The following is a 23,095-nucleotide window of genomic DNA, read 5'->3' on the forward strand; positions in this document are numbered from 1 at the left end:
CCCTAGCCGTGGAACCCGAGTACGGTCACGTACTCCGCGCCGTCGGCGACGCCCGTGCCGACCAGCGTGGTGGCGGGCTCCTTGCGCCCGAAGCCCGCGGAGTACCAGCCCAGCGGCGGGTCGCTCTCGCCGCGGTGCGACCGCCAGGACAGCTGCGCGGGCAGGTCGAGCACCGCGGAGCGGTCCTCGCCGTCCACGGTCCAGGTGAGCACCGCCCGGCTCCCCACCAGCTCCGCGGCGACCGTCGGGCCGAGGTGGAACACCAGCTCCACGGCCGCGCGCGGGCCGCCCCGCACCTCGTCGACGACCCGCAGCTCCCGGCTCGTCGACGTCAGCTCCACCCGGCGGCGGTGTGTCGAGGGCTGGTAGCCGTCGTGCTCGGCGCACCAGCGGGACACCTCCGGGTTGGAGGTGTCCGCGACCAGGACGCGGCTCTCGGCGTGCCGGGTCCACAGGAACGGGCCGCCGGAGACGGACTGGTCACGGCCGTCGAGCCGCAGGGTGTTGTGGCCGAGGGTCGACCGGAAGTACTGCCGCCACTCGGGCTGCCCGTGGTAGCAGTACGTCCCCGGGTCGGCGAGCACCTCGACCCCGTCGTGCCGGACCTCCACGGACAGGGCGTCCGCGTGCCCGTGCGCGGCGATGGACAGGAACCCGTGCGGACCGCCGTCGCAGCGGACCCAGATCTCTTCCGGACCCCTCAGGATCGTCGTGCCGGCGTCGGGGAAGTGGACCGGCCGGCTCGCCGGGCGGGTCCCATTCCTGACGCCGGGCTTGATCAGCGCAGCGAGCAGCGAGGTGCGCACATCGGAACCAGTGACCTCGGGCCACCAGGCGAGCCGGCCGAACACCGCGTCGCCGGTGGCGAGGAGCGAGCCCCAGCGGTCGGTGCCCGCGCCGTCCACGACCAGACCGTGCCCGTCGTCCGCGTCCCCCTGGCGCGGCGGCCGCAGCCGGTTGTCCACGACGGCCGCGAGCGCGTCGGTCATCCGCAGCAGCACGAGCCGGACCGTCGCGGGCACCGGCACGCCGGCGGCGTCCGCCTCGGCCAGCGCGGCCAGACCGAGTTCGAGAACGAGGCCGTGGTACTCGGACGCCAGCTCGCGGTTGAGGCCGGACAGGAAGGTGTTGCTCCGCAGGTGGCGGTCGAGGGAGCGCAGCGCGTCGTCCCGCCAGCGCGCCGAGGAGGGGAACCAGTCGAACGCGCAGGCCGCGGCGAACTGCCCGGCGGCCTCGGCGATGACGTGGTTGTTCGCCGAGGACCCCCGGCTGGGGAACGCGGCCAGCCAGCGCTGGTGGTGCCAGATCTGCCGGAGCGCCACCGGGTTGTCCTCGAAGAGGCCGGCCGTGCCCGGCCAGCCGTCGAGCAGCCGCCGGATCCACACCCAGGAAAGGAGCCGGATCCCCAGCTCGATGCCGCTGGTCCAGTGCACGCCGCGCAGCGGCGCGTTGACCGCCCACCACGACCGCAGGTGCTCGGCCACGCGCTCGGCGTACCGCTCGTCCCCGGTGATCGCGTAGGCGGCGGCGAGCACGGTGAGGTACTGGTGCCGGGACAGCTCCCAGATCTGCTTGATGTCCCCGACCGTCTCCTCGTCCCGGTACGGCACGTCGAACGCGTACCCCGACGGCGCCCGGCGCCCGGTCTTCGGGTCGAACCACCAGTCCGGGTCGGCCAGGTCGTCGCGCTCCACCCCGAAGTACTCGGCGTAGCCGGCCATCAGCCGGTCCGCCTCGGCGACGAGACGCTTCGCGGCGTCCGGAGCCACCGCGTCGAGTGCCCCGGTGGGGAGTGCGGCGGTGAACCGTGCGCCGGTCACGGCCGGGCATTCCGGACGTGCCGAGCGCCACCGCCGTCTGCGTACCGTGTCGACCGCCCGGCCGCCGACCTCCTGCGGCCCCATCGCGGACAGTCGGCGCAGGTACCAGCCTGCGCTCATCGTCATCGCCGCTTCTCCAGCGTCACCGGCGCGCCGGCCGCCAGGCCGGCCGGCACGGCGAGGGTGGCCGCCGTGGTGGCGACGAGGGACTCCAGCGGCACCGGCATCGGCCCGCCGGTCCGCACGGCCCGGACGAACGCGGCCAGCTCGGCGTTCTGGCCCTTGTCGCGGGCCTTGGGCAGCCGCGAACTGACCCACCGCTTGGGTCCGGCTGTGCTCTTCTCGAAATACACGGAGGCGCGGACGAAGTCGTCGAGCCGCAGCACCTTGCCGTCGGCGACCAGGTCGAGGGTCTCCTTGGGGAAGGCGGAGGCGCCGGTGGTGACGTAGCTGATGGTGGCGGTGGAGCCGTCCGGGTAGCGCAGCACGACCTGGAGGTCCTCGTTGCCGGGCGTGGCCACCGCGTACACGGAGACCGGGTCGGCGTCGAGCAGCCAGCTCGCCGTGTCGATGAAGTGCCCGCCCTCGCCGGCGAACCGCGAGCCCTCGCTGCCCTGCCGGAGGTACCAACTGCCGTGCTCCAGACGGCCCGCGTTGACCAGGTAGCGGAGGTTCGCCGGACCGGTCCGGGCACCGAACCGCTTCTTTGCTTCCTGGAGCAGCGGTGCGAACCGGCGGTTGAAGCCCACCTGCAGCCGGTCGTTGCCGGACTCCTCCACCGTCGCGAGCACACCGGCCAGCTCGTCCTCGCCGAGCGCCAGCGGCTTCTCCACGAACACGGCCTTGCCGGCGAGCAGCGCCTTCCGGGTCAGTTCGGCGTGCGAGCTGTGCCGGGTGACCACGAACACCGCGTCGACGGACGGGTCGCCGAGCACGGCGTCGAGATCGGTGGTCGCCCGGGCGAAGCCGAACTTCCGCTGCGCGTTGGCCGCGGACAGGGCCGTAGTGGTGACGACCGTGGACAGCTCGACGCCCTCGCGCTGCGCCAGGTGCGGCAGCAGCATCGACGTCGCGTAGTTCCCCGCGCCGACGAACGCGAGCCGTACCGGCGACCCGGCGCGCCGGGCCTTCGCCGGCTTCACGTTCACCGCGGGCACGGCCACCGCCGGCGCCTCCGCCCCGGCCTCCTCCGCCTGCTCGGGGTACCGGAACAGCACGGCCACGGCCTTCAGCTCGCCGTCCTTCAGCGACCGGTACGTCTCGACGGCCTCGTCGAAGTCGGCCACATGGGAGACCAGGGGCTCCACGTCGACGCGGCCGCGGGCCATCAGATCGAGGAAGCACGCCAGGTTGCGGCGCTCGGTCCAGCGCACGTAGCCGATCGGGTAGTCCCGCCCCTCCAGCTCGTACTCCGGGTCGTAGCGCCCGGGGCCGTAACTGCGGGAGAAGCGGACATCGAGCTCCTTCTCGTAGTACGCGTTCCACGGCAGGTCCAGACGGCACTTGCCGATGTCGACGACCCGGCCGCGGTCCCGGCACAGCCGGGCGGCCAGCTCGACGGGCTGGTTGCTGCCGCCACCGGCCGCCAGATACACCTGGTCCACGCCGTGACCGCCGGAGAGTTCGGCGACGGCGGCCTCCACGGAGGCCGAACCGGGATCGCCGCAGGCCTCGGCGCCCAGGCGCTCGGCGAGCTCGCAGCGTGCCGGGTCGGGATCGGCGCCGACGACGCGGACGCCCGCGGCGGCGAGGAGCTGCACCACCAGCTGCCCGATGAGACCGAGGCCGATGACGAGCGCCACCTCGCCGAGCTGCGGCTCGCCCTGCCGGATGCCCTGGAGCGCGATGGACCCGACGGTGCCGAAGGCCGCGTGCCGCGGCGCGAGGCCGTCCGGCACCGGGGTGTACAGGTTCTTCGGCACCCAGTTCAGCTCGGCGTGCAGCGCGTGCTCGTTGCCGGCGCAGGCCACGAGGTCGCCGACCTTCACGTCGTCGACCCCGGCGCCGACCTGCTCGACCACCCCGCACAGCGAGTAGCCGAGCGGCGTGTACGAGTCCAGCTTGCCCATCACCTTGCGGTAGGTGGCGGGCACCCCGTTGGTGGCCACGCTCTGCACGACCTTGGCGACCTGGTCCGGCCGGGAGCGGGCCTTGCCCACCATCGACATGCCGGCCTCGGAGACCTTCATGAGCTCGGTCCCGGTGGAGATCAGCGAGAAGGCGGTCCGGACCAGCACTCCGCCCGGCTTGCAGCCGGGCACCGGCACGTCGAGCAGCGCCAGCTCACCGCTCTTGTAGTTCTGTACGACCTGTTTCACCGAAGTCCTCTTGTTCTCTACGCCGTGAAGGAAGGGCTCTGGCCGGCCGTGGAGGTCGCGCCGCGATACCAGTACTCGAGGGTCAGCACATGCCACAGATGCTTGGAATGGTCCCGGTGCCCGGCCGCGTCCTCGGCGGCGAGGCGCGCCAGGGCGTCGCGGCGCAGGAACCCGGAGCGGACGAGCTCGCCGTCGTGGATGACCTCGCGTACCAGCGGGGCCAGGTCCCGGCTCATCCAGGCGCGCAGCGGGGCGCTGAACAGGCCCTTGGGCCGGTACACGATCTCCCGGGGCAGGACCGAGGTCGCCGCCTCCTTGAGGACGGCCTTGCCCTGCCGTCCCACGATCTTGCGGTCGCCGGGCACGGTGAACGCCGCCTTGACCACCTCGACGTCCACGTACGGCACCCGCACCTCGGTCGACGCGGCCATGCTCGACCGGTCCGTGTAAGCGAGGTTCAGGCCCGGCAGGAACATCCGGGAGTCGCCCAGGCACATGCGGTTGACGAAGTCGTCGAGCTCGTTGTCCTCGTACACGTCGGCGTGCTCGGTCAGCACGTCGTCGACCGTCCCGGCCAGGTCCGGATCGATCAGGTCGAGCAGCTCGTCCCGGTCGTACATGGTGTAGCTCCGCCGGAACGCGGTCTCCTCCGGCAGATCGGCGAAGGACAGGAACCGCTTCGCGAACCGCACCGACCGGTACCCCCGCCGGGCCGAGGCGACCGGCAGCCGGTCCACGGCCGCGGACAGGCCCCGCCGCAGGGGCCGCGGGACGCGCTGGTAGCGCAGCGCCAGCAGATTGGCCAGGTGCTTGCGGTACCCGGCGAACAGCTCGTCGGCGCCCATCCCCGAGAGCATCACCTTGACCCCGGCCTCCCGGGCGGCCGAGCAGATCAGGAAGGTGTTGATCGCGGCGGGGTCACCGATCGGCTCGTCCAGGTGGTACGTCATCCGCGGCAGCAGGTCGAGGACGTCCGGAGCGATCTCGATCTCCCGCAGGTCGACGCCGAACCGCTCGGCCACCTGCCGGGCGTAGCGCAGATCGTCCGGCATCGCCTCGAACTTCGCGTCCTCGGCACGGAACCCGATCGTGTAGGCCGAGATCCCCGGCTGCTCACGGGACGCGAGCGCGGTCAGATAGCTGGAGTCGAGCCCGCCCGACAGGAACGTCGCCACGGGCACGTCGGACAGCAGATGACGCCGGGTCGACTCCTCGACGATCGCGGCGAGATCCGGCAGCTCGCCGGCCAGGGCCCGCTCCCGGCCCTCGGCGGCGACGTCCTTCAGGTGCCAGAACCGGCCGCGCTCCACCCGCCCGTCGGGCCGGCACCGCAGCCAGCTCCCCGGCGGCAGCTTCTCCGCCTCACGGAACGCGCACCGCGAGTCCGGCACCCAGTAGTAGAGCAGCGAGGCCACCAGGGCCGCGTGGTCCACCTCCAACGAGCCGCCGGTCACGGCGGCGAGCGCCTTCAGCTCGGAGGCGAACACCAGGCCCTCGCCGCGCCGCAGCAGGAACAGCGGCTTGATGCCCAGCTGGTCGCGGGCCAGCACCAGTTCACCGGTCCGCTCGTCGAAGATCCCGAACGCGAACATGCCGCGCAGCCGGGGCAGACAGTCCGTGCCCCAGCGCCGCCAGGCCTCCAGGAGCACCTCGGTGTCCGACGTACCCCGGAAGCGCACACCGGCCGCCGCCAGCTCGGCCCGCAGCTCGGGCGCGTTGTACAGCTCGCCGTTGTACGTCAGGACGAGGCCGTCCGAGACCATCGGCTGGGCGCCGGTCTCGGACAGGTCGACGATGGACAACCGGCGGTGCCCCAGGTGCACTTCGCCGTCACCGACGGGGTGGCCGTACCGGCCGGCCCCGTCCGGACCGCGATGGGCGAGGACATCGGTGAGCCGGTCGGTCACTTCCTTCCCGTCAGGCCATCGGTACGTGCCTGCGATGCCACACATGTGCTACCGCGCCTCCTGGTCGCTGTCCGGGACCGTCGCCCACGCGGGCAGCCGATCCCCGTGCCGCCTGCCCGTGCCGTTCGGCCGGGCCGGCCCCTCGTCCCGGCCGCGTGGCGCGGCCTGTGGCCCCCCGTCCCACAGCGTGCCGTCGGTCCGGTCACGCGGATCGGGGTCGATCAGCACCACACCGAGCACGAGAATGCGCTGGTCGGCGAGTTGCCGCGCCACGGTGTGCAGCCAGGCGGCACTCTCGTGCCCGGCCCGCACGACGAGCACGGTCCGCGTGCCGAGGTATGGCAGGTCGTTCCACGCCGCGCCGGGCGCCACCGAGCCGACGCCGAGCCGGCGCTCGTGGTGCGCCACGGCCGCGGCACGCTCCAGGCCGACCACGGTCGGGTCCCCGGGCCGCGGGCGGCGGTCGGCGAGCTCCGGGCCCGGCAGACCGTCGACGACGACCACCGGCCCCTCCGCGCCCAGGGCCCCGGCGAGGTCGAGGGCGATCACGCTCGCGCCGCGCGCGCAGCCCAGTTCGAGGAGGGACATGGGCTCCGCGGAGCCGCGCGCGGTGCGGGCCAGGGACGCGGTGAGCCGCGTCCGGGCCGCCCGGGTCCGGCGGCGCTGCCACCGTCTGCCCGGCCGCCCGGGCAGCTCCGCGATCACCGAGACGCCGAGGTCCGCCGCGATCTCCCGGCGCAGCACCGGACGGTCCGCCACCACCGTGCCCACGGCCGCCACCGCGAGCCCCAGGGCGAGCCCGAGGACGAGACCGATCCCGGCGTCCTTGGCGAGGGTCTTGAGCAGGGAGCGCTTGACCGGGCGCGCGTCGTCCACGATCTGCGTGCCGGAGATCAGCCGGGGCGTGCCGATGCGGGCCTGCTCGGCACGCTGGCTGAAGTCGGAGATCCGCGAGGTGAGTTCGGCCCGGCGGGAGAAGAGCGACTCCGTGTTCGCGGAGGCCTTCGGCGCGTCCGGTGACTCGTCCCCGATCTCCTTGTTGACCTGGGCGAGTTCGTCCTTCAACCGGTCCCGCTGGTCGAGCAGGGCCTTGGCGTCGGCGTTCGCGGCCTGCTGGATCCGCCGCACGTGGTCCGCGACGAACGCGTCGGCCAGCGCATGGGCGCGGGCCACCGCCTCCGGCTCGCTGTCACCCTTCGCGTTGATCTGCAGCAGGTTGTTGGTGAGGCCGAGCCCCTCGTAGTCCTTCATGAAGTCCTCCGGCTTCTCCGAGGACTTGAGGGCCTTCAGCGCGTCACCGGCGATCCGCGTGGTCTGCAGCAGCGCGACATCGGTGCGGATCAGCGTCCCGGGGTCGTTCGGCTGATCCTCCTGACGGGCGACGAGCACCTTCGTCATCGCCGTCGGCGGCACCGGCAGCAGGACCGCCACCGCCGCGCCGAGGACCAGCCCGAGCAGCGCGAGCGAACCCCAGAGCCGGCGGCGCATGCGTACCGCCACGACCAGTGCATGCAGGTCAAGCAGCGGAGCGGCGGCCGGCGACTCCGCTGTCGTACGTGTCGTCACGCCGAACCTCCCGTCGCGTCGGCGCCCACGGCCACCGTCGGCGTCGCGTCCTCCCGGGGCCGGACGGCAGACCGCTTCGTACGGGTGCGGACCGTGCCGGCGAGGACGACGCCGACGACCTCGTGCCCGGCGTCCGCGCACGCCTCGGCGATCCCGGCGAGCTCGGCGGCCGTCCACTGGCCTGCGCTGAGCACGACGAGGGCGCCGGACGCGTCGTCGCGGTCCGGCACCATCGGCTGGGACACCGAGACGCCCACCATCCGCAGCGCGGGGTCGTCTCCGGCCTCGGTGACGAGCTCCCCGGCGGCCCGGCGGGCGATCGGGTCGCCGTCCGGGACGACGACGAGCAGCCGCCCGTGGTCCGGCAGCCGGTCCCGGAGGCGGGCGCACACCCGCCGGTAGCGGATCTGCCGGCCGGCCTCGTCGCCCGAGCGCGGGGGAGGGACGTCCCACCGGACGTCGATGCCGAGGAGCCGGCGGAACCAGGTCCGGGGGCCGCGGGCCTCCGGTCGGTGCGCGTGCCGCTCACCGGGCACGTCGACGGTTCCCAGGAGCGCCACTCCGAGCGCCCCGGTGATCTCCCGGTCGGTGCGCAGCCGTCGGCTCATCCGCGCGGCGGTGAGATGGCCGATGACCGTGACCAGGAAGAACAGCAACGCCCCGGCGGCGACGAGCTGCGGCCTCGTCGGCGGGGCCTCGCCGGTGGGCCGGGCCGCCGGGCCCATGACGACCATGTGGGCCTTGCTCGACGTGGGGTCGGCCTGGCTCAGCTTCTCGATGGCCGACTGCAGCGAGGTGCGCAGCCCTTCGAGCTCGGTACGGGTCTGCACGCTCTCCACGCTCCGTCCCGTACCGGAAGCGTCGGCCAGTTCGGTGATGCGGCGGCCGGCCTGCGCGACCGACTGTCGCAGGGTCTCAAGGCGTGCCGCCGCCTCGGGGTCGGCGTTGTCGCCCACGATCCGCGCGGCGAAGGCGACGAACTGCTCGGCCACCCGGTCGGAGAGCTGCTGAGCGCGCTCGGGCGTGTCGGCGGTGCCCGAGATCTCGATGATGTTGCCGTCGGCGGCCTTGGCGGTCACCCGGTCCTTCAGCTCGGTGGTGCCGACCCCGGTCCAGTGGAGCGCGGACGCCACGCGGTCGATCACCACCGAGCTCGTGGCGACCTCCGCCTGGGTCCGCAGCTCGCGCTCCTCCCACGCCCCCGGCAGCAGGACCGACGCCGACGTCGTGTAGCGCGGCGGGAACAGCAGAGAGGTGCCGTAGCCGACGAGCGCACCCACCAGGGCGAGGATGGTGAGGAACCGCCCGCGCCGACGGAGAATCCGCCCGATCGTCACCAGGCGTATCGTGTCGTCGCTCAACTGTGCGGCCTCGTCCCTGAGCTGTCCGGGTCGACCGCCGACGCCGGGACGGCGTCACCGCAGGCGGCGGCGTAGGCGGCGAGCAGCGAGCGCTGGGAGTTCCGCCAGGAGAGCGGCCCGCCGATCCGCTCCTGGCCGATCTTGCCCATCAGGGCCCGCTTCTCCGGATCGTCGAGCAGCAGCGCGATGAGCCGGGCGAACTCGCCCTCGTCGTCGGCCGGCGCGTAGACGGCGGCGTCACCGGCGGAGACGCGCGCCTCCCGGAGGTCGAACGAGACGATCGGCCGGCCCATCACCATGTACTCGAGGACCTTGTTCATCGTCGACACGTCGTTGAGCGGATTGCGCGGGTCGGGGGAGAGGCACACGTCCGCGGTGGACAGGTAGCGCGCCAGATCGGCGTCCGGAACGCGCCCGGTGAACTGCACCTGGTCCGAGAGCCCGAGCCGCCGGGACAGCTCCACCATCGCGTCGAAGGTGTCGCCGCCGCCGACGAACACCGCGTGCCAGTCGGTCCGCCCGTGCTCGTCGCGCAGCTTCGCCAGGGCCCGCAAGGCGTAGTCGACGCCGTCCTGCGGGCCCATGACGCCGAGGTAGCACAGCAGATGGGACTTGCCGCGCTTCAGCTCGGGCTCGGGCGGCACGGGGTGGAACCGGTCGGTGTCGGGCGCGCTGCGCACGACGAACACGTCCTCCGGCCGCCGGCCGCCGCGGCGCACCGCGACGTCCCGGTAGCTCTCGTTCGTGGCGATCACGACGTCCGCGGCCCGGTAGGTCAGCCGTTCCAGCGCGCACACGGCGCGGTAGAGCAGGTCCTCGCCGCGGTCGAACCGGGAGAGGTACAGCTCGGGCACCAGGTCGTGCTGGTCGAACACGAACCGCGCGCCGCGCCGCTGCAGCCGCCGTGCCGTCAGGAACAGCAGGTCGGGCGGGTTGCAGGCGTGGACCACGTGGACCGGGCCGACCTTCCGGGCCAGCCGGGCCGTGTGCCACAACGCCGATCCGTACTCCCGCAGGTAGCCGGCCGGCCCGCCGGTGGCCGCGCGCAGCGGGTAGCGGTGGATCCGTACCCCGTCGATCTCCGTCTCCGGTTCCGTGTCCCGCTTGTTCCCCTGGGGACAGATGACGTGCACCTCCCAGCCCGCGTCGCGCAGCGTCGTGCACTCCTGCCACACGCGCCGGTCGAACGGCACCGAGAGGTTCTCCACCAGGATCAGCGCGCGCCGGCGTGGCCGGTCGCCGCTGGTCTTGTCACCAAGCAAGGCCCACGTACCCAGGTTCGGCCCGCCGCGCGTCGGCGTCGGGAAGGTGGATGAGGTCGATGATCAACGGGCCGTCGCCATGGGGCAGCGCCGCGAGGACGGCCGGATCCCTGGTCCCGACGAGGCACACCTCGGCGTGTTCGAGCACCTCGTCGACGGAGTCCGCGAGCAGCTGCGCGAGGTGCGGCAGCCGGTTCTCGATGTACTCGCGGTTCGCGCCGAGCAGCCGGGAGAGGCTCACGTTGGCGTCGTGGATCCGGATGTCGTACCCCTTGCCGAAGAGCCGCTCCGCCAGCTCGACGAGCGGGCTCTCGCGGAGGTCGTCGGTGCCGGGTTTGAAGGACAGCCCGAACAGGCCCACCCGGCGCTTGCCGGTCCGCTCGACCAGTTCCACCGCGCGCTGCAGGTGGTCGGCGTTGGAGGGCAGTACGTGGGCGAGTATGGGCACCGAGACGTCGGCCCGCTGCGCCGCGTGGACCAGGCTGCGCAGGTCCTTGGGCAGGCAGGAGCCGCCGAAGGCGAAGCCGGGCCGCAGGTAGGCGGGGCTGATGTTCAGCTTGCGGTCGGCCAGGAACACGTCGATCACCTGGTGCGAGTCCACGCCGAGCGCCTGGCACACCGCGCCCAGCTCGTTCGCGAAGCCGATCTTGAGGCCGTGGAAGGCGTTGTCCGCGTACTTGATGGCCTCGGCCACCGGGACGGGCACCCGGAACACCTCGCCGGGCAGGCCCTCGTACAGCGCCGCCACCACGTCGCCGCTCGCCGGGTCGAGTTCGCCGACGACGGTCTTGGGCGGGTCGAAGAAGTCCCGGACGCTCGTGCCCTCGCGCAGGAACTCCGGGTTGACCGCGACCCCGACGTCCACGCCGGCCGTGCCGCCGACGTACTTCTCCAGGATCGGCACCAGCAGGTTCAGGCAGGTGCCCGGGAGCATGGTGCTGCGGAACACGACGGTGTGCCGCCCGCCCCGCTCGGCCAGCGCGACGCCGATCTCCTCGGTGACCCGCTCCAAGTAGGTGGTGCACAGGCTGCCGTTGGGCTCCGACGGCGTGCCCACGCAGACCAGCGACACCTCGCTCCCCGTGATCGCCTCACGGACGTCGGCGGTCGCGCGGAGCGCTCCGCTCCGCACGACCTCGGCGAGGAGCTCGCCGATCCCCTCCTCGACCACCGGTGCCCTGCCGTCGTTGACCAGGTCGACCTTCACCTGGTTCACGTCGACCCCGATGACCTCGTGACCCATGCTGGCCAGGCACGCGGCAGACACGCAGCCCACGTAGCCGAGGCCGAAAACGCTGACTCTCATGACCCGTTCCTCCCCCCAGGCAGGCCCTTGCGGCCTGCGGTCCGCGCGCCGTCCCGACGGCGCCCCCCGCGCATCAGTAGGCCCCCTGCCCGTGCAGTACCGCACGGAGCGTCTTCCACAAGATCACCGTGTCCAGGGCGAGCGACCAGTCCTCCACGTACCGCAGGTCGAGGCGGACCGCCTCCTCCCACGGCAGGTCGCTGCGTCCGCTGATCTGCCACAGGCCGGTGAGCCCGGGCTTGACCAGCAGCCGCCGCCGGATGTCCGGGCCGTACGCGGCGGTCTCCTCCGGCAGCGGAGGCCGCGGACCGACCAGCGACATCGATCCGGTCAGTACGTTGAAGAGCTGCGGGAGCTCGTCGATCGAGTACCGGCGCAGCACCGCTCCCACCCGGGTGACCCGCGGGTCCCGGCGGAGCTTGAACAGCGGCCCGGCGCCCTCGTTGCGGGCGGCCAGCTCGGCACGTGCCCCGTGCGCCCCGGTGACCATGGTGCGGAACTTGAGGATGGTGAACTCGCGGCCGTCCTTGCCGACCCTGCGCTGCCGGTAGAACGCCCCGCCCCGGCTGTCGAGCAGCACGAGCAGCCCGACGAACGCCAGCAGCGGCGCGAACAGCATCAGCAGGACCGCCGCGCCCATCCGGTCGACGACCCCCTTGATCGCCCGGCGGCCACCGGTGAAGGCCGGCATGCTGACCCGCAGCAGCGGGATCCCGAGCACCGCGTCGACGTGCAGCCGCGGGCCGGCCACCTCCATCAGCACGGGCGCCACGACCATCTCGGCGTCGCTGCCCTCGAGGTTCCAGGCCAGCCGCCGCAGCCGGTCGGGTGACCAGTGCGGGTCCGGTGTGACCGCGACGACGCGGTAGCCGTCGCGGCGGACGTGGTTGGCGACGTCCGCGAGCGGGCCGACGACCGGCACTCCGTCCACCTGGTCACCGTCGGGCCCGAGCCCGTCCGTCGTGCACACCGCCTCCACCCGCCAGCCGATGTGCGGGAACTTGCGGGTCCGGGAGATCAGGTCGCGCACGGTCGCCGGGCTCCCGGCGGCGAGCACCGGCCGCAGGCACCGTCCCTCGTTCCGCTGCTTGTGCAGCCAGAGGCGCAGCAGATACCGCGCGGTCATGGTGACGAGCGCGATCGCGGGGATCGCGACGAAGATCCACAGCTTGATGTTGCGCGAGGTGAGGGCTATCCCGCCGAGCGCCAGGACGACGGTCGCCGCGAACAGCGAGCGTCCGAGCCGGCGGAACTCCTCGGCGCCCTGGCCGAGCACGGCCGGAGCCCACGAACGGTTCACCGCGAGCGCCGCCAGCACCAGGAGCTCGGTGCCGAAGGCGAGGATCCCCCACTTCTCGTGCCAGTTGGCCGCGTCCCGCTCGCCGAAGAAGTCACCTATCGCCGCCACCACGAAGGCGGTGGCCGCGGTGTCGCTGGCGATCACGGTACGGCGGTACCGCTGCTCCCAATCGGAGGCGGGCCGGCTGATGGTCCCGCTCGCCAGACGCTCGCGCGCCGACGGAAACGGGCTGACTAGTCCCCCTTGCCGCACAGAACCCCCCAGGTCCCCAGTGGTCGACGTGTTCGTCCGGCACTGTTCCTCCGCGCGGGAGACCCCCATTCCCCCGCGCACGACATCCCGGCCATCCCCTGAGTCTTGAACAACTCAGCCTGGAATCGGCAGACTTGACCGTCCTGCCGAACTCCCAGGCGCACGGGAAACCATCGAGACCCCGGGTGCTCCCCGCACCCAAGGTCCCCCCCTCCCGTGCTCCGAGAACCGATCACCCCCACGTCCGGCGTCGGGACGCCAACTGCCCTCCGTGGCGCCGGACTTAAAGATCATTCATGGTCGCGTCGTGCCCGATCAGCTGAAGCACGGTCAATCTAGACCATGGGCGCCGGGTTGGAGAGGGGGTGTGTGGAAATTGTGCGTAAGCTTTGAGACTTGATCCACGAGGCACCCAATCAGTCGGAGCGGCAGTCGAGTTGGCACGCCGCTCATGGCGCTCGGGGTGGGGTCGCCACCTGACCGGCAGGCCCGTGCCCGGTCAGGGAAGGCCGGGCCGCCAGTCGGTCGAGGTGGCCCTGGACGAGTTTCGCGAGCGCGGGTCCGTGTTCGTAGCCGAGCGGCGCGAGCTCCGGAGGCAGGACGTAGCCGTCGGGCATCCGCGCGTACGTCTGCTCCATGAGCTGCCGGTAGGCGTCGGTGAGCAGACCGGGCCAGTCGCCGGTCAGCGGCGGGCGCATGCGGGACTCGGCGGCGAGGGCCGTGTGATGCGCCACCGCCTCCTCGACGGCGGCGGCGGCCGTCCAGTCGGCGATCGGCTTCCGGTCCGGCCGCCACGGGGCCAGCCAGGGGCTCGGGGAGCCGCCCAGGATCTCGGCGGCGAGCTCCTCGGCGATCAGCGGCGAGGCGTGCAGACCGTCGCGGTGCGTACCGGTCGCCACCCACAGGCCGGGGCGTCCGGCGTTCCCGAGGAGCGGGTGTCCGTCGAGCCCCACCGGGCGGTTGCCGTGGTGGACCCCTTCGACCCTGGCGCCCGCCAGGCCGTGGTGAAGTTGGCCGAGACCCGCCTCCAGGAGGAAGCGGAGGGCGCCGGCGGTGGGGGCGTCCCCGGGGCGGAGGGCCGGTGCGGCGGAGGCGCCGAGATACCAGGAGCCGTCGGCCTGCGGCACGGCGTGGAGCCCGCACGCGTACGCCCGGTTGGGCGTGCGTAACACCACAGGGGGCGCGGGGATGTCCGGGCGCAGGGTGACGGCGGTGCCCTCGGCCGGGACCACCGGCAGGACGGGCAGCTCCGGGTCGACACCGTCGAGGAGCGCACTGGACCACGCGCCGGCCGCCACGACGACCCGACCGGCCGTGAACCGTCCCTCCCCGGTGGTGAGTTCGTACGCGTCGCCGTGGACGCGCAGCCGGCCGGCCCCCGCGCGGCGCACGTTCGGCAGTGCCCTGAGCGCCGCGTCCAGGGTCCCCAGCCAGCGGCGTGCGTCCAGGAAGTGCTCCTGCGGAAGGAAGACGGCCCGCAGCGCCCGGTCGTTGTCCAGTGGCCGGTACGCGGGGACGTCCGCGACGGCACTGTCCTCGACCGGCAGTCCGTGGCGGGCGCCGGCCGCACGCATGGCGTCGAGTGCCGACTCGTCCAGCGGTCCGGACGCCGCGTTCAGCAGGACGTACGTCCCCGCCCCGTACCCGTCGGCGGGCGCCGCCGCCCCGGCCCGTTCCCGTACGCCCGCGCGCCAGGCCGGCCAGCGCGCGGCGGCCTCCACGGCCATCCCCAGGCGCAGTCCGCCGTGCCGGGTCCGCAGACCGGCCGCCGTCACCTCGCCCAGTACCCCGAGCATCGCACCGGCAGCCCGCGAGGCCCCGGGGCCGTCCCGTCCCGACACCACGATCCGCAGCGCGGGCTCGGCGCGGGCCAGCGCGTACGCGATCGACCTCCCCAGCACCCCCGCGCCCACGACCACCACGTCGACGTCCGCCACAGAGTCCCCTCCCGTACGCGTCGCCTCCCAGGCTTCCCCCGGCATGCCCGGTCATGCCGCAGGGAGCTCCGCCGGGGCGTCTGTGATCAAGGTCACGCGGCCGCCCCGTGATGTCCCGTGGGGCCGGTGCGCTGGGTCACTCGGCGGATTCCGCCACTCCTACGGGGAAGGGTGTGGTCAGCGGTGGACTGCGAGAGTCTGACGTTGTGCGCGGAGGGTATGGCGGGGTGTGCGGCGGAGTTCGTGGAGCGGGTGGGGGCGCGGGTGCGGCTGCCGCTGGACTACTCCGTGGGGAGCCTACGGGTGGTCGACCGGCTCATCGACGGACTCAGACAGGGGGGTGCCGGCCGGGAGGACGTGGCCGAGACCCTGCTCGGGCTGGGGGCCTATGTGGGGGAGGTGCTGGTGCGGGAGGCCGGGGCCGTGTGGGTGGACCTGCCGGACGGGCATCTGCTGCGGTCCGTCCTCGGGCACCCCGTCGCGGTCCGGATGCCGGACGGGCGGGTGTGGAATCCGCTCGGCCGGACGGTCAACCGGTTCGAGATCGGGTCGAAGGAGTCCCTCCACACCTATTTCCTCATCTTGCACGGGCGGCGGTCCGCCCGGTCGCGCCGCGGTCTGTCCCGTTTCCCCGACAATGTGTCGGGAAAGGCCTGTTGACCGTCTGACAGGATGTACGTCCTCCGGTTCTTCGTTCGGGTGAGGGTCGGAGTTCGTGGGTGTACGGGGTGTGAAGAGGGTCGGGTCGGGTGGGCGAGGTAACGGGGCACGTGCCCGCCGCGGCACACGGCCCCGCACGTGATGCCCGGCTCTCCGCCGCCGTCGAACGGGCCCGCCAGGGGGACGAAGCGGCCTTCGCGGAGGCCTACCGGATCGTTCAGCCCGGGCTGCTCGGCTATCTGCGGGGCATCGTCGGCGACGACGCCGAGGACGTCGCCTCCGACGCCTGGCTGGAGATCGCCCGGGACCTCGGCCGGTTCCGCGGCGACGGCGCCGGCTTCCGCGGCTGGACCGCGACCATCGCCCGCCACCGGGCCCTGGACCATCTGAGACGCGTACGGGCCCGGCCCCGCCCCAGCCGGTTCGACCAGGATCTGTTCGAGCTCCCGGCCGCCGGGGACGCGGCCGGCGAGGCCCTGGACGCGCTGTCGACGGAGCGTGCGCTCGCCCTCATCGCGGGACTGCCGCAGGACCAGGCCGAGGCCGTGCTGCTCCGGGTCGTCGTCGGTCTCGACGGGCCGTCGGCCGCCCGGGTGCTGGGGAAGCGTCCCGGTGCGGTACGGTCCGCCGCACATAGGGGATTGAGGCGACTTGCGAAGCAACTCAAGGGGATGGGGAGGTGACGGATGCGTGACGAGCGGCGGGACACGGAATTCGGAGAGTTGTTGCGGGTCGCCTTGAGCGGCGAGCGGGCGGCCGCGGGCGAACGGGCCGAACACGAGGGCGAGGCGGCCGCTCTCGCCGCCTTCCGGGCCGCCCGCGACGCCGGACTGCACGCGTCGCCGCCCACCCGCGACCTCGACGACTGGACACCGGTCACCGAGCGGCGGCGCCCCCGGCGCCATCTGAAGACGCTCGTGGCCGCGCTGGTCGCGAGCGCGACGCTGGGCGGCGTGGCCGTCGCCACCGGCGAGCTACCCGAGCACTTCCTCGGCACCCCCACCCCGTCCCCCGAGCTGCGGCCCACCCGCTCCGCGACCGACCCGGCTCCCAGCCCCGCGCACTCGGGCCTGGTGGCCGGCACGACGGGTGCCGCGACACGAACCGCGACCCCGGGCACGACCGCCCCCCAGCGTCCCGAGAAGGACCCCGTGGAGTTGCCGGGCAAGAGCCGGGAAGCCCTCTGCCACGCCTTCGAGAAGGACGAGGGGCGGGGCAAGGCGTCGACGTCCGCCGCGTGGCAGCGGCTCGTGACCGCCGCGGGCGGTGAGGAGTTCGTGCCCGGGTACTGCGGCTACGACCCCCGTGCCGCTCGTACCTCGTCCGCCGAACCCCGCCCGAACGGCAACAACGGTGGATGGGGCGACTTGTCGGACAGTCCCGGCCGAGGGGCCGAACGGTCGCGCGCCGACAGGCCCTGACCGCCCTACGGCTCGATCAGGCCCACGCGGACGGCACACCGGGTGAGTCCGAGGCGGTCGTGCGACGAAGGAGCCGTCCGGGGTCAGAGGTCGAACTCGTGGGGCGGCAGGTCGAGGGTGAAGCACGCCTCGCGGACCACGGCCTGCTCGGTCTTGTCGAAGTCGCCGTCGGCGCCGCCGATGACGATGCCGATCTGGACGACGGCGCGGGCCTCGGCCGGCTTCTTCTTCGCCTTGGCGATCTCCTGGAGCACGCTGACCTTGCCGAAGTCGAAGTCGGCGGTGAGCTTGTCCAGGTTGGCGTCGAAGCGGCGCTGGAGGTCGGTCGCGTCGAAGTTCTGCAGCACCTCGTTGCTCGCGATGAGCTGGGCGACCCGGCGGCGCTCGGCGGGGTCGATCGTGCCGTCGGCGGCGGCGACCAGGGCGCACATGGCCATGCTCGCGTCGCGGAACGCGCCGCTCTTCAGGTCGTTCTTCTTCGCCATCAGCTGGGTCTGCATCGTCGATGCGGACTCCTTGACGCGGTCCCACAGAGCCATGGTCGAGTTCTCCAGACGTCGATCGCTTCTACGGACTTGTAGAACGTGGCGGCGGGCCCTGGGGTTCCCGGGGCGTGAGGAACGGGCCGTGCCGGTCGATGCGGCGCCGGAGGAGAGGCGTCGCGCGCGGTTCAGCTGATCAGCCGTCAGAACAGAGCGTGTACGGGACCCTTGTGGACCCCGCTCCCATCAATAAAATGTCACACACCACACAAGGGAGTCCTTCATGGCCCACGCGCAAGTCCCCGTGCACCGCGCCCACCCCTGGCACGGGATCATGGTCGCCACCGCCCTCCCCTTCCGCGAGGACGGCTCCGTCGACCACGACGCCTACGCGCGGCACGTGGCCCGGCTGGTCGCCGACGGCTGCGACGGCGTCGTCCCGAACGGCTCCCTCGGCGAGTACCAGACCCTCACCGACGACGAGCGCGCCCAGGTCGTCCGTACCGCCGTCGAAGCGGCCGGGGACGGGGCACGGGTCATGCCGGGGGTCTCCGCGTACGGCAGCGCCGAGTCCCGCCGCTGGGCCGAGCAGGCCGCCGAGGCCGGCGCGGGCTCGGTCCTGCTCCTGCCGCCCAACGCCTACCGGGCCGACGAGCGTTCCGTGCGCGCCCATTACGCCGAGGTCGCCGAGGCGGGGCTGCCCGTCGTCGCCTACAACAACCCCTTCGACACCAAGGTCGACCTCACCCCCGCCCTTCTCGCCCGGCTGTACGCCGACGGCAGCATCGTGGCCGTCAAGGAGTTCAGCGGCGACGTCCGCCGCGCCTACGAGCTCGCCGAGCTCGCCCCCGGCCTCGACCTGCTCGTCGGCGCCGACGACGTGCTCCTCGAACTCGCCCTCGCCGGCGCCGTCGGCTGGATCGCCGGCTTCCCCAACGCCCTCCCGCGCGCGTGCGCCACCCTCTACCGGGCCGCCGTCGCCGGCGACCTCGCCGTCGCCCTGCCGCTCTACCGGTCGCTGCACCCGCTCTTCCGCTGGGACTCCAAGATCGAGTTCGTCCAGGCGATCAAGCTCTCCATGGACCTCGCCGGCCACACCGGGGGCGCCACCCGGCAGCCCCGCCTCCCGCTGACGCCCGAACAGGACGCCGTCGTGCGCGCCGCCACGGAGAAGGCCCTCGCCGAGGGCCACGCGTAGGCCCGTCCGAGCCCGATCTGCCGGACCGGCCCCAGCCGTCCCGTCCTGTCTTCCCGTTCCCCCGTTCCCCTGTTCCCCTGTTCATCCGTCCATCCGTCCATCCGTTCGCCCGCCGCCCGAAGGGGGCACCATGCGCACCCGCCACGTCTACCACGCGGTGGACTCCCACACCGAAGGCATGCCCACCCGCGTCATCACCGGCGGCTTCGGGATCATCCCCGGCGCCACCATGGCCGAGAAACGGCTCCACTTCGCCGAGCACCTCGACCACGTCCGCACCCTCCTCATGTACGAACCGCGCGGCCACGCGGCGATGAGCGGCGCGATCCTCCAGCCGCCCACCCGCCCCGACGCCGACTACGGCGTCCTCTACATCGAGGTGTCCGGCCTGCTGCCGATGTGCGGCCACGGCACCATCGGCGTCGCCACCGTCCTCGTCGAGACGGGCATGGTGCCGGTCGTCGAACCCGTCACCACCGTCCGCCTCGACACCCCGGCCGGGCTCGTCAGCGTCGACGTCCGCGTCGAGGACGGCCGGGCCTGCTCCGTCACCCTCACCAACGTGCCCGCCTTCTCCGTCGGGCTCGACCTCAAGGCCGAGGTGCCCGGATACGGCACGGTCACCTACGACCTCGCGTACGGCGGCAACTTCTACGCCTTCGTCGACCTCGACGCCCTGGGCCTGCCCTTCGACCGCGCACACAAGGACGAGCTGCTCGCCGCCGGGCTCGCCGTCATGGACGCGGTCAACGCGGGACCCGACCGTCCCGTCCACCCCGAGAACCCGGCCTTCGCCGGGGTGAAGCACGTCTACCTGACCGCCCCCGGCTCCGACGCGACCCGTTCGCGCCACGCCATGGCCATCCACCCCGGCTGGTTCGACCGCTCCCCGTGCGGTACGGGCACCAGCGCCCGCATGGCCCAGCTGCACGCACGCGGACAGCTCTCCCCGCACACCGACTTCGTCAACGAGTCCTTCATCGGCACCGAGTTCACGGGGCGGATCGTCGGCGAGACGACCGTCGGCGGACTGCCCGCCGTCGTCCCGACCGTCACCGGCCGCGCCTGGATCACCGGCACCGCCCAGTACTTCCTCGACCCCGACGACCCGTTCCCCGCCGGATTCCTGCTCTGAGCTCACGCGGGGACAGCTGGGGAAACGTGACATTGTACGATGCTCCCCCGTGACTTCTCGGAGGACGCACGATGGGTGACCTGAAACAGTACGGCCTCGTCAGAGCGCAGGAGCGGCTCCGCGACCAGGTCGGCCACGCCCTTCGCGCCGCCCTGATCGCCGGGGAACTGCGCCCCGGCCAGGTCTACTCGGCCCCCGGGCTCGCGAGCGACCTCGGCGTCTCCGCGACCCCGGTCCGCGAGGCCATGCTCGACCTGGCCCGGGAGGGCCTGGTCGAGCCCGTCCGCAACAAGGGCTTCCGCATCACCGAGGTCAGCGAGCGGGACCTCGACCAGTACACCGAGCTCCGCACACTCATCGAGGTCCCCACCATCGCCCGGGTCTGCCGCAGGGCCACCCCGGAGCAGCTGGAGGAACTGCGCCCGGTCGCCGAGGAGATCGTCGCCCGCGCCCGCGAGCACGACCTCATCGGCTACCTGGAGGCGGACCGCCGCTTCCACCTCGCGCTGCTCGCCCTCTCCGGGAACGAGCGGCTCGTCGAGACCGTGGGGGAGCTGCGCAAGCGCTCCCGGCTCTACGGTCTGACCGGCCTCGACGAGGCCGGGAAACTGGTCTCCTCCGCCGAGGAGCACCTCGAACTCCTCGACCTGATGATCGCCGGGGACGCGGCAGGCGCCGAGGCGTGCATGCGCCGCCACCTCGGCCATGTGCGCTCCCTGTGGGCGGAGGCCGGCGACGACCAGGAGTGATCGGCGGGGCGTCCCTCCCGATCAGGCCTGATCGGGAGGACATCCTCGACGATCACATCTGATCGGCGGGGTGCCCCTCCCTCCCCTCCGGCGGGACGATCGCCCGCTTGAGGACCTTCCCCGTCGGGCCCTTCGGCAGGGCGTCCGTGAGCCAGATCCGACGCGGGTACTTGTACGGGGCGACCCGCTCCCGCACGTGGGCGCGCAGCTCGGCGGGGGAGACCCGGCTGCCGGGTCGCAGGACGACCGCGGCGGCGACCTCCTGCCCGTGCACCGGGTGCGGGACGCCGAGGACGGCGGCCTCCGCCACCGACGGGTGGAGGTGGAGGACCTCCTCCACCTCCCTCGGATACACGTTGAACCCGCCCCGGATCACGACGTCCTTGACGCGGTCGACCACCCGGAAGTCGCCCGAGTCGTCCCGCGTGCCGAGGTCACCGGTGTGCAGCCAGCCGTCCCGTACCGTCTCGGCGGTGGCGTCGGGGCGACGCCAGTACCCCTTCATGACGTTGTGGCCCCGGATGACGAGCTCGCCGACCTCGCCGTCGGGGACCTCCTTGCCGTCCCGGTCCACCACGCGCATCTCCACCCCGTCGATCGGGATGCCGATGGTGCCGGGGGAGCGCGGCCGGTCGATCCGGTTCACACAGGCCAGCGGGGACGACTCGGACAGCCCGTACCCCTCCAGTACCGCGCAGCCGAAGCCGGACTCGAAACCGGTCAGGACCGCCACCGGGAGGGGCGAACCGCCGCACAGACAGACCCGCAGCGAGGACACGTCGTGGGCCGCGCGGTCCGGGTGCCGCAGCAGCAGCGCGTACATCGTGGGGACGCCGAGGAAGACCGTGACCCGGTCCCGGGCGACGAGCGCCAGCGCGCCCGCCGGGTCGAAGCGGGCCATCAGGGTCAGGCAGGCGCCCACGGACACCGTGCAGTTGAGCCCCATCACCTGCCCGAAGGAGTGGAAGAGCGGCAGCCCGCCGAAGACCACGTCCGAGGGGGCGAGCGCGAGGACCCGCACCCCTTCGTCGACGTTGCGCCGGATGTTGCGGTGCGTGAGCTCGGCGCCCTTCGGCGCCCCGGTCGTGCCGGAGGTGTAGAGCACGACCGCCGTGTCCTCGGGGGCACGGGAAACGGCCTCCACGCGCGCGTGGCCCGCCAACAGCGCCGTGAACGCGTCCGGTTCGACCGCGAGGTGCGGCGTCCCCGCGAGCCTGGCCCCCTCGGCGGCCTCCTCGCCGTCCCGGTGCCACGCGAGGAGCATCGCCGCCCCGGCGTCCGCCAGACAGTGCCGGACCTCGCCCGCGCGCAGCAGCGGGTTGAGCGGGACGACGATCGCGCCCGCGCGCAGGACGCCGTAGTAGAGCACGGCGAACAGCGTGCTGTTCGGCAGCATGAGGGCGACCCGGTCACCGGGCCCGACCCCGCGCGCGTGGAGCAGCGCGGCGGCCCGGCCGGCGAGGTCGTCGAGCGCGCCGTACGTCAGCGCCTCGCCACCGAGCCGCAGCGCGGTCCGGTCGGGGTGCGCGGCCGCGCTCCGGGCGAGCAGCGCGGGAACGGAACCGTCGTCGACGCTCATCAGCGGTGCTCCTTCGGGGCCGTGCGGTGGGGAGTCGGTACGGGGCGAGGGACGGCGACCGCGGTCAGGAGCAGGCCGTCGCGGACGAGCCAGCGACCGCGCAGGGTCCGGGGCAGCGCGGGCGGGCCGGCCGGAGGGGAGAGCACAATCCGCGCCCCGAACCGGCCGGAGGCCCAAGGGCGCTCCGTACGCGCGCGTGAGGGTGGATCCGTAGTACGCGCGCGTGGCGGCGTTTCCGGGGTGCGCGCGTGTGAGGACGGATCCGGGGTACGCACGCTGGGCGACGGGCCGAGGGTACGTGCGCGTGCGGACGGGCCGGGGGCATGCGCGCGCGGCGGCGCTTCCGCCGCACGGGCGCGCGTGGACAGGTCCCAGCCGTCGTCCGTGCCGAGCGTCCACCACACCTCGGCGTCCTCGAAGCCGAGCCAGGTGCCGCCGTACCCGCTCCAGGCCTTGTAGACGGACTCCTTGGCGCTGAACAGCAGCCGGTCCCAGGCGATGTCCGGCCGCCGGGCGGCCAGTGCGCGCAGCCGCGCCGGTTCCGGGCCGAACGCGACCGCCTCGCCGACCCCGGACGGCAGCGGCGCGTGCGGCTCGGCGTCGATGCCGAGGGCGAGGAAGCGGGCGGCCGGCGCCACCGCCGCGCCCCCGGTACCCGGCGCAGTGAGTGATGCTGCCGACGGTGCCCGCGGGCCACGCGGGCGCCCCGCGCCGGCCCCGCAGGAGCGGCGCCGCCGCGACCCCCAGGGCGGCGAGGGCACGGTGGGCGCAGAGCCGGGCCGTCGCGAACTCGCGCCGCCTGCCGGGCGCGGCACGCGCCATCAGCGCCTCCTCCTCGGGGA

At 73.3% G+C, this 23,095-nt stretch carries 18 protein-coding genes and 1 pseudogene; 6 read left to right on the forward strand and 13 right to left on the reverse strand.

What is annotated here, in order from left to right; all coding sequences use genetic code 11:
* Window positions 1–2: 2 nt before the first annotated feature.
* The 9 genes from ACN9M0_RS27975 to ACN9M0_RS28015 all read right to left on the reverse strand — a co-directional run bounded on the left by ACN9M0_RS27975 (window position 3) and on the right by ACN9M0_RS28015 (window position 15,029).
* Window positions 3–1,946, reverse strand: coding sequence for an alginate lyase family protein (locus ACN9M0_RS27975; protein WP_366041460.1), 1,944 nt, complete (start codon window positions 1,944–1,946; stop codon window positions 3–5).
* Window positions 1,943–4,138 carry a bi-domain-containing oxidoreductase gene (locus ACN9M0_RS27980; protein ID WP_366041459.1) on the reverse strand — a complete coding sequence of 732 codons (2,196 nt, stop codon included), beginning with the start codon at window positions 4,136–4,138 and terminating at the stop codon, window positions 1,943–1,945. Before ACN9M0_RS27980 ends, ACN9M0_RS27975 begins: the two co-directional genes overlap by 4 nt.
* A gap of 17 nt (window positions 4,139–4,155) precedes the next feature.
* Complete coding sequence (gene asnB / locus ACN9M0_RS27985; RefSeq protein ID WP_366041458.1) at window positions 4,156–6,090, reverse strand: asparagine synthase (glutamine-hydrolyzing); 1,935 nt, start codon at window positions 6,088–6,090, stop codon at window positions 4,156–4,158.
* Window positions 6,091–6,093: 3 nt separating this feature from the next.
* Window positions 6,094–7,611, reverse strand: coding sequence for a Wzz/FepE/Etk N-terminal domain-containing protein (locus ACN9M0_RS27990; RefSeq protein WP_399698936.1), 1,518 nt, complete (start codon window positions 7,609–7,611; stop codon window positions 6,094–6,096).
* On the reverse strand, window positions 7,608–8,972 hold the full coding sequence (locus tag ACN9M0_RS27995) for a polysaccharide biosynthesis protein (protein WP_399698938.1): 1,365 nt from the start codon (window positions 8,970–8,972) through the stop codon (window positions 7,608–7,610). Before ACN9M0_RS27995 ends, ACN9M0_RS27990 begins: the two co-directional genes overlap by 4 nt.
* The gene (locus ACN9M0_RS28000) at window positions 8,969–10,234 is read right to left on the reverse strand and encodes a glycosyltransferase family 4 protein (RefSeq protein WP_366041455.1); all 1,266 of its coding nucleotides are present in this window, start codon (window positions 10,232–10,234) and stop codon (window positions 8,969–8,971) included. The genes ACN9M0_RS27995 and ACN9M0_RS28000 overlap by 4 nt, the downstream gene beginning before the upstream one ends.
* Window positions 10,224–11,540 carry a nucleotide sugar dehydrogenase gene (locus ACN9M0_RS28005; protein WP_426404390.1) on the reverse strand — a complete coding sequence of 439 codons (1,317 nt, stop codon included), beginning with the start codon at window positions 11,538–11,540 and terminating at the stop codon, window positions 10,224–10,226. The genes ACN9M0_RS28000 and ACN9M0_RS28005 overlap by 11 nt, the downstream gene beginning before the upstream one ends.
* 73 nt (window positions 11,541–11,613) lie before the next feature.
* Window positions 11,614–13,092, reverse strand: coding sequence for a sugar transferase (locus ACN9M0_RS28010; protein ID WP_366041453.1), 1,479 nt, complete (start codon window positions 13,090–13,092; stop codon window positions 11,614–11,616).
* A 449-nt stretch (window positions 13,093–13,541) separates the two neighbouring features.
* Window positions 13,542–15,029, reverse strand: coding sequence for an NAD(P)/FAD-dependent oxidoreductase (locus ACN9M0_RS28015; protein WP_426404391.1), 1,488 nt, complete (start codon window positions 15,027–15,029; stop codon window positions 13,542–13,544).
* A 219-nt stretch (window positions 15,030–15,248) separates the two neighbouring features.
* Between ACN9M0_RS28015 and ACN9M0_RS28020 the strand changes: the two genes are divergently transcribed.
* From ACN9M0_RS28020 to ACN9M0_RS28030, 3 genes are all read left to right on the forward strand, one after another.
* On the forward strand, window positions 15,249–15,689 hold the full coding sequence (locus ACN9M0_RS28020) for a hypothetical protein (RefSeq protein ID WP_399698945.1): 441 nt from the start codon (window positions 15,249–15,251) through the stop codon (window positions 15,687–15,689).
* 110 nt (window positions 15,690–15,799) lie between these two features.
* Window positions 15,800–16,372: an RNA polymerase sigma factor gene (locus tag ACN9M0_RS28025; protein WP_366041449.1), complete on the forward strand. Its 573-nt coding sequence runs from the start codon at window positions 15,800–15,802 to the stop codon at window positions 16,370–16,372.
* Window positions 16,373–16,375: 3 nt separating this feature from the next.
* On the forward strand, window positions 16,376–17,110 hold the full coding sequence (locus ACN9M0_RS28030; protein WP_426404392.1) for a hypothetical protein: 735 nt from the start codon (window positions 16,376–16,378) through the stop codon (window positions 17,108–17,110).
* A gap of 83 nt (window positions 17,111–17,193) precedes the next feature.
* Here the strand turns inward: ACN9M0_RS28030 and ACN9M0_RS28035 are convergent, their stop codons facing one another.
* Window positions 17,194–17,649: a tellurite resistance TerB family protein gene (locus tag ACN9M0_RS28035; RefSeq protein WP_366041447.1), complete on the reverse strand. Its 456-nt coding sequence runs from the start codon at window positions 17,647–17,649 to the stop codon at window positions 17,194–17,196.
* Window positions 17,650–17,875: 226 nt separating this feature from the next.
* Here ACN9M0_RS28035 and ACN9M0_RS28040 point away from each other — a divergent pair, with 226 nt between their 5' ends.
* The 3 genes from ACN9M0_RS28040 (at window position 17,876) to ACN9M0_RS28050 (ending at window position 20,674) form a co-directional block, all read left to right on the forward strand.
* Window positions 17,876–18,790, forward strand: coding sequence for a dihydrodipicolinate synthase family protein (locus tag ACN9M0_RS28040; protein WP_366041446.1), 915 nt, complete (start codon window positions 17,876–17,878; stop codon window positions 18,788–18,790).
* 130 nt (window positions 18,791–18,920) lie between these two features.
* Window positions 18,921–19,925, forward strand: a complete 1,005-nt coding sequence (locus tag ACN9M0_RS28045) for a proline racemase family protein (protein ID WP_366041445.1) — start codon at window positions 18,921–18,923, stop codon at window positions 19,923–19,925.
* A gap of 71 nt (window positions 19,926–19,996) precedes the next feature.
* Complete coding sequence (locus tag ACN9M0_RS28050) at window positions 19,997–20,674, forward strand: GntR family transcriptional regulator (protein ID WP_366041444.1); 678 nt, start codon at window positions 19,997–19,999, stop codon at window positions 20,672–20,674.
* A 52-nt stretch (window positions 20,675–20,726) separates the two neighbouring features.
* On the opposite strand, the gene ACN9M0_RS28055 is transcribed toward ACN9M0_RS28050, so the two are convergent.
* The 3 genes and pseudogenes from ACN9M0_RS28055 to ACN9M0_RS28065 form a co-directional block, all read right to left on the reverse strand.
* Window positions 20,727–22,253 (reverse strand): long-chain-fatty-acid--CoA ligase, encoded by a 1,527-nt coding sequence (locus ACN9M0_RS28055; RefSeq protein WP_426405332.1) that lies wholly within the window; start codon window positions 22,251–22,253, stop codon window positions 20,727–20,729.
* A complete protein-coding gene (locus ACN9M0_RS28060; protein ID WP_426405333.1) occupies window positions 22,253–22,891 on the reverse strand; it encodes a 4'-phosphopantetheinyl transferase superfamily protein in 639 nt (212 codons plus the stop codon). The genes ACN9M0_RS28055 and ACN9M0_RS28060 overlap by 1 nt, the downstream gene beginning before the upstream one ends.
* 70 nt (window positions 22,892–22,961) lie before the next feature.
* Window positions 22,962–23,075, reverse strand: a pseudogene (locus ACN9M0_RS28065) (4'-phosphopantetheinyl transferase); the annotation flags it as partial.
* Window positions 23,076–23,095: the final 20 nt, after the last annotated feature.

Origin of the sequence: Streptomyces sp. R-07 (assembly GCF_049913175.1) — a bacterium.
Lineage (GTDB): Bacteria > Actinomycetota > Actinomycetes > Streptomycetales > Streptomycetaceae > Streptomyces.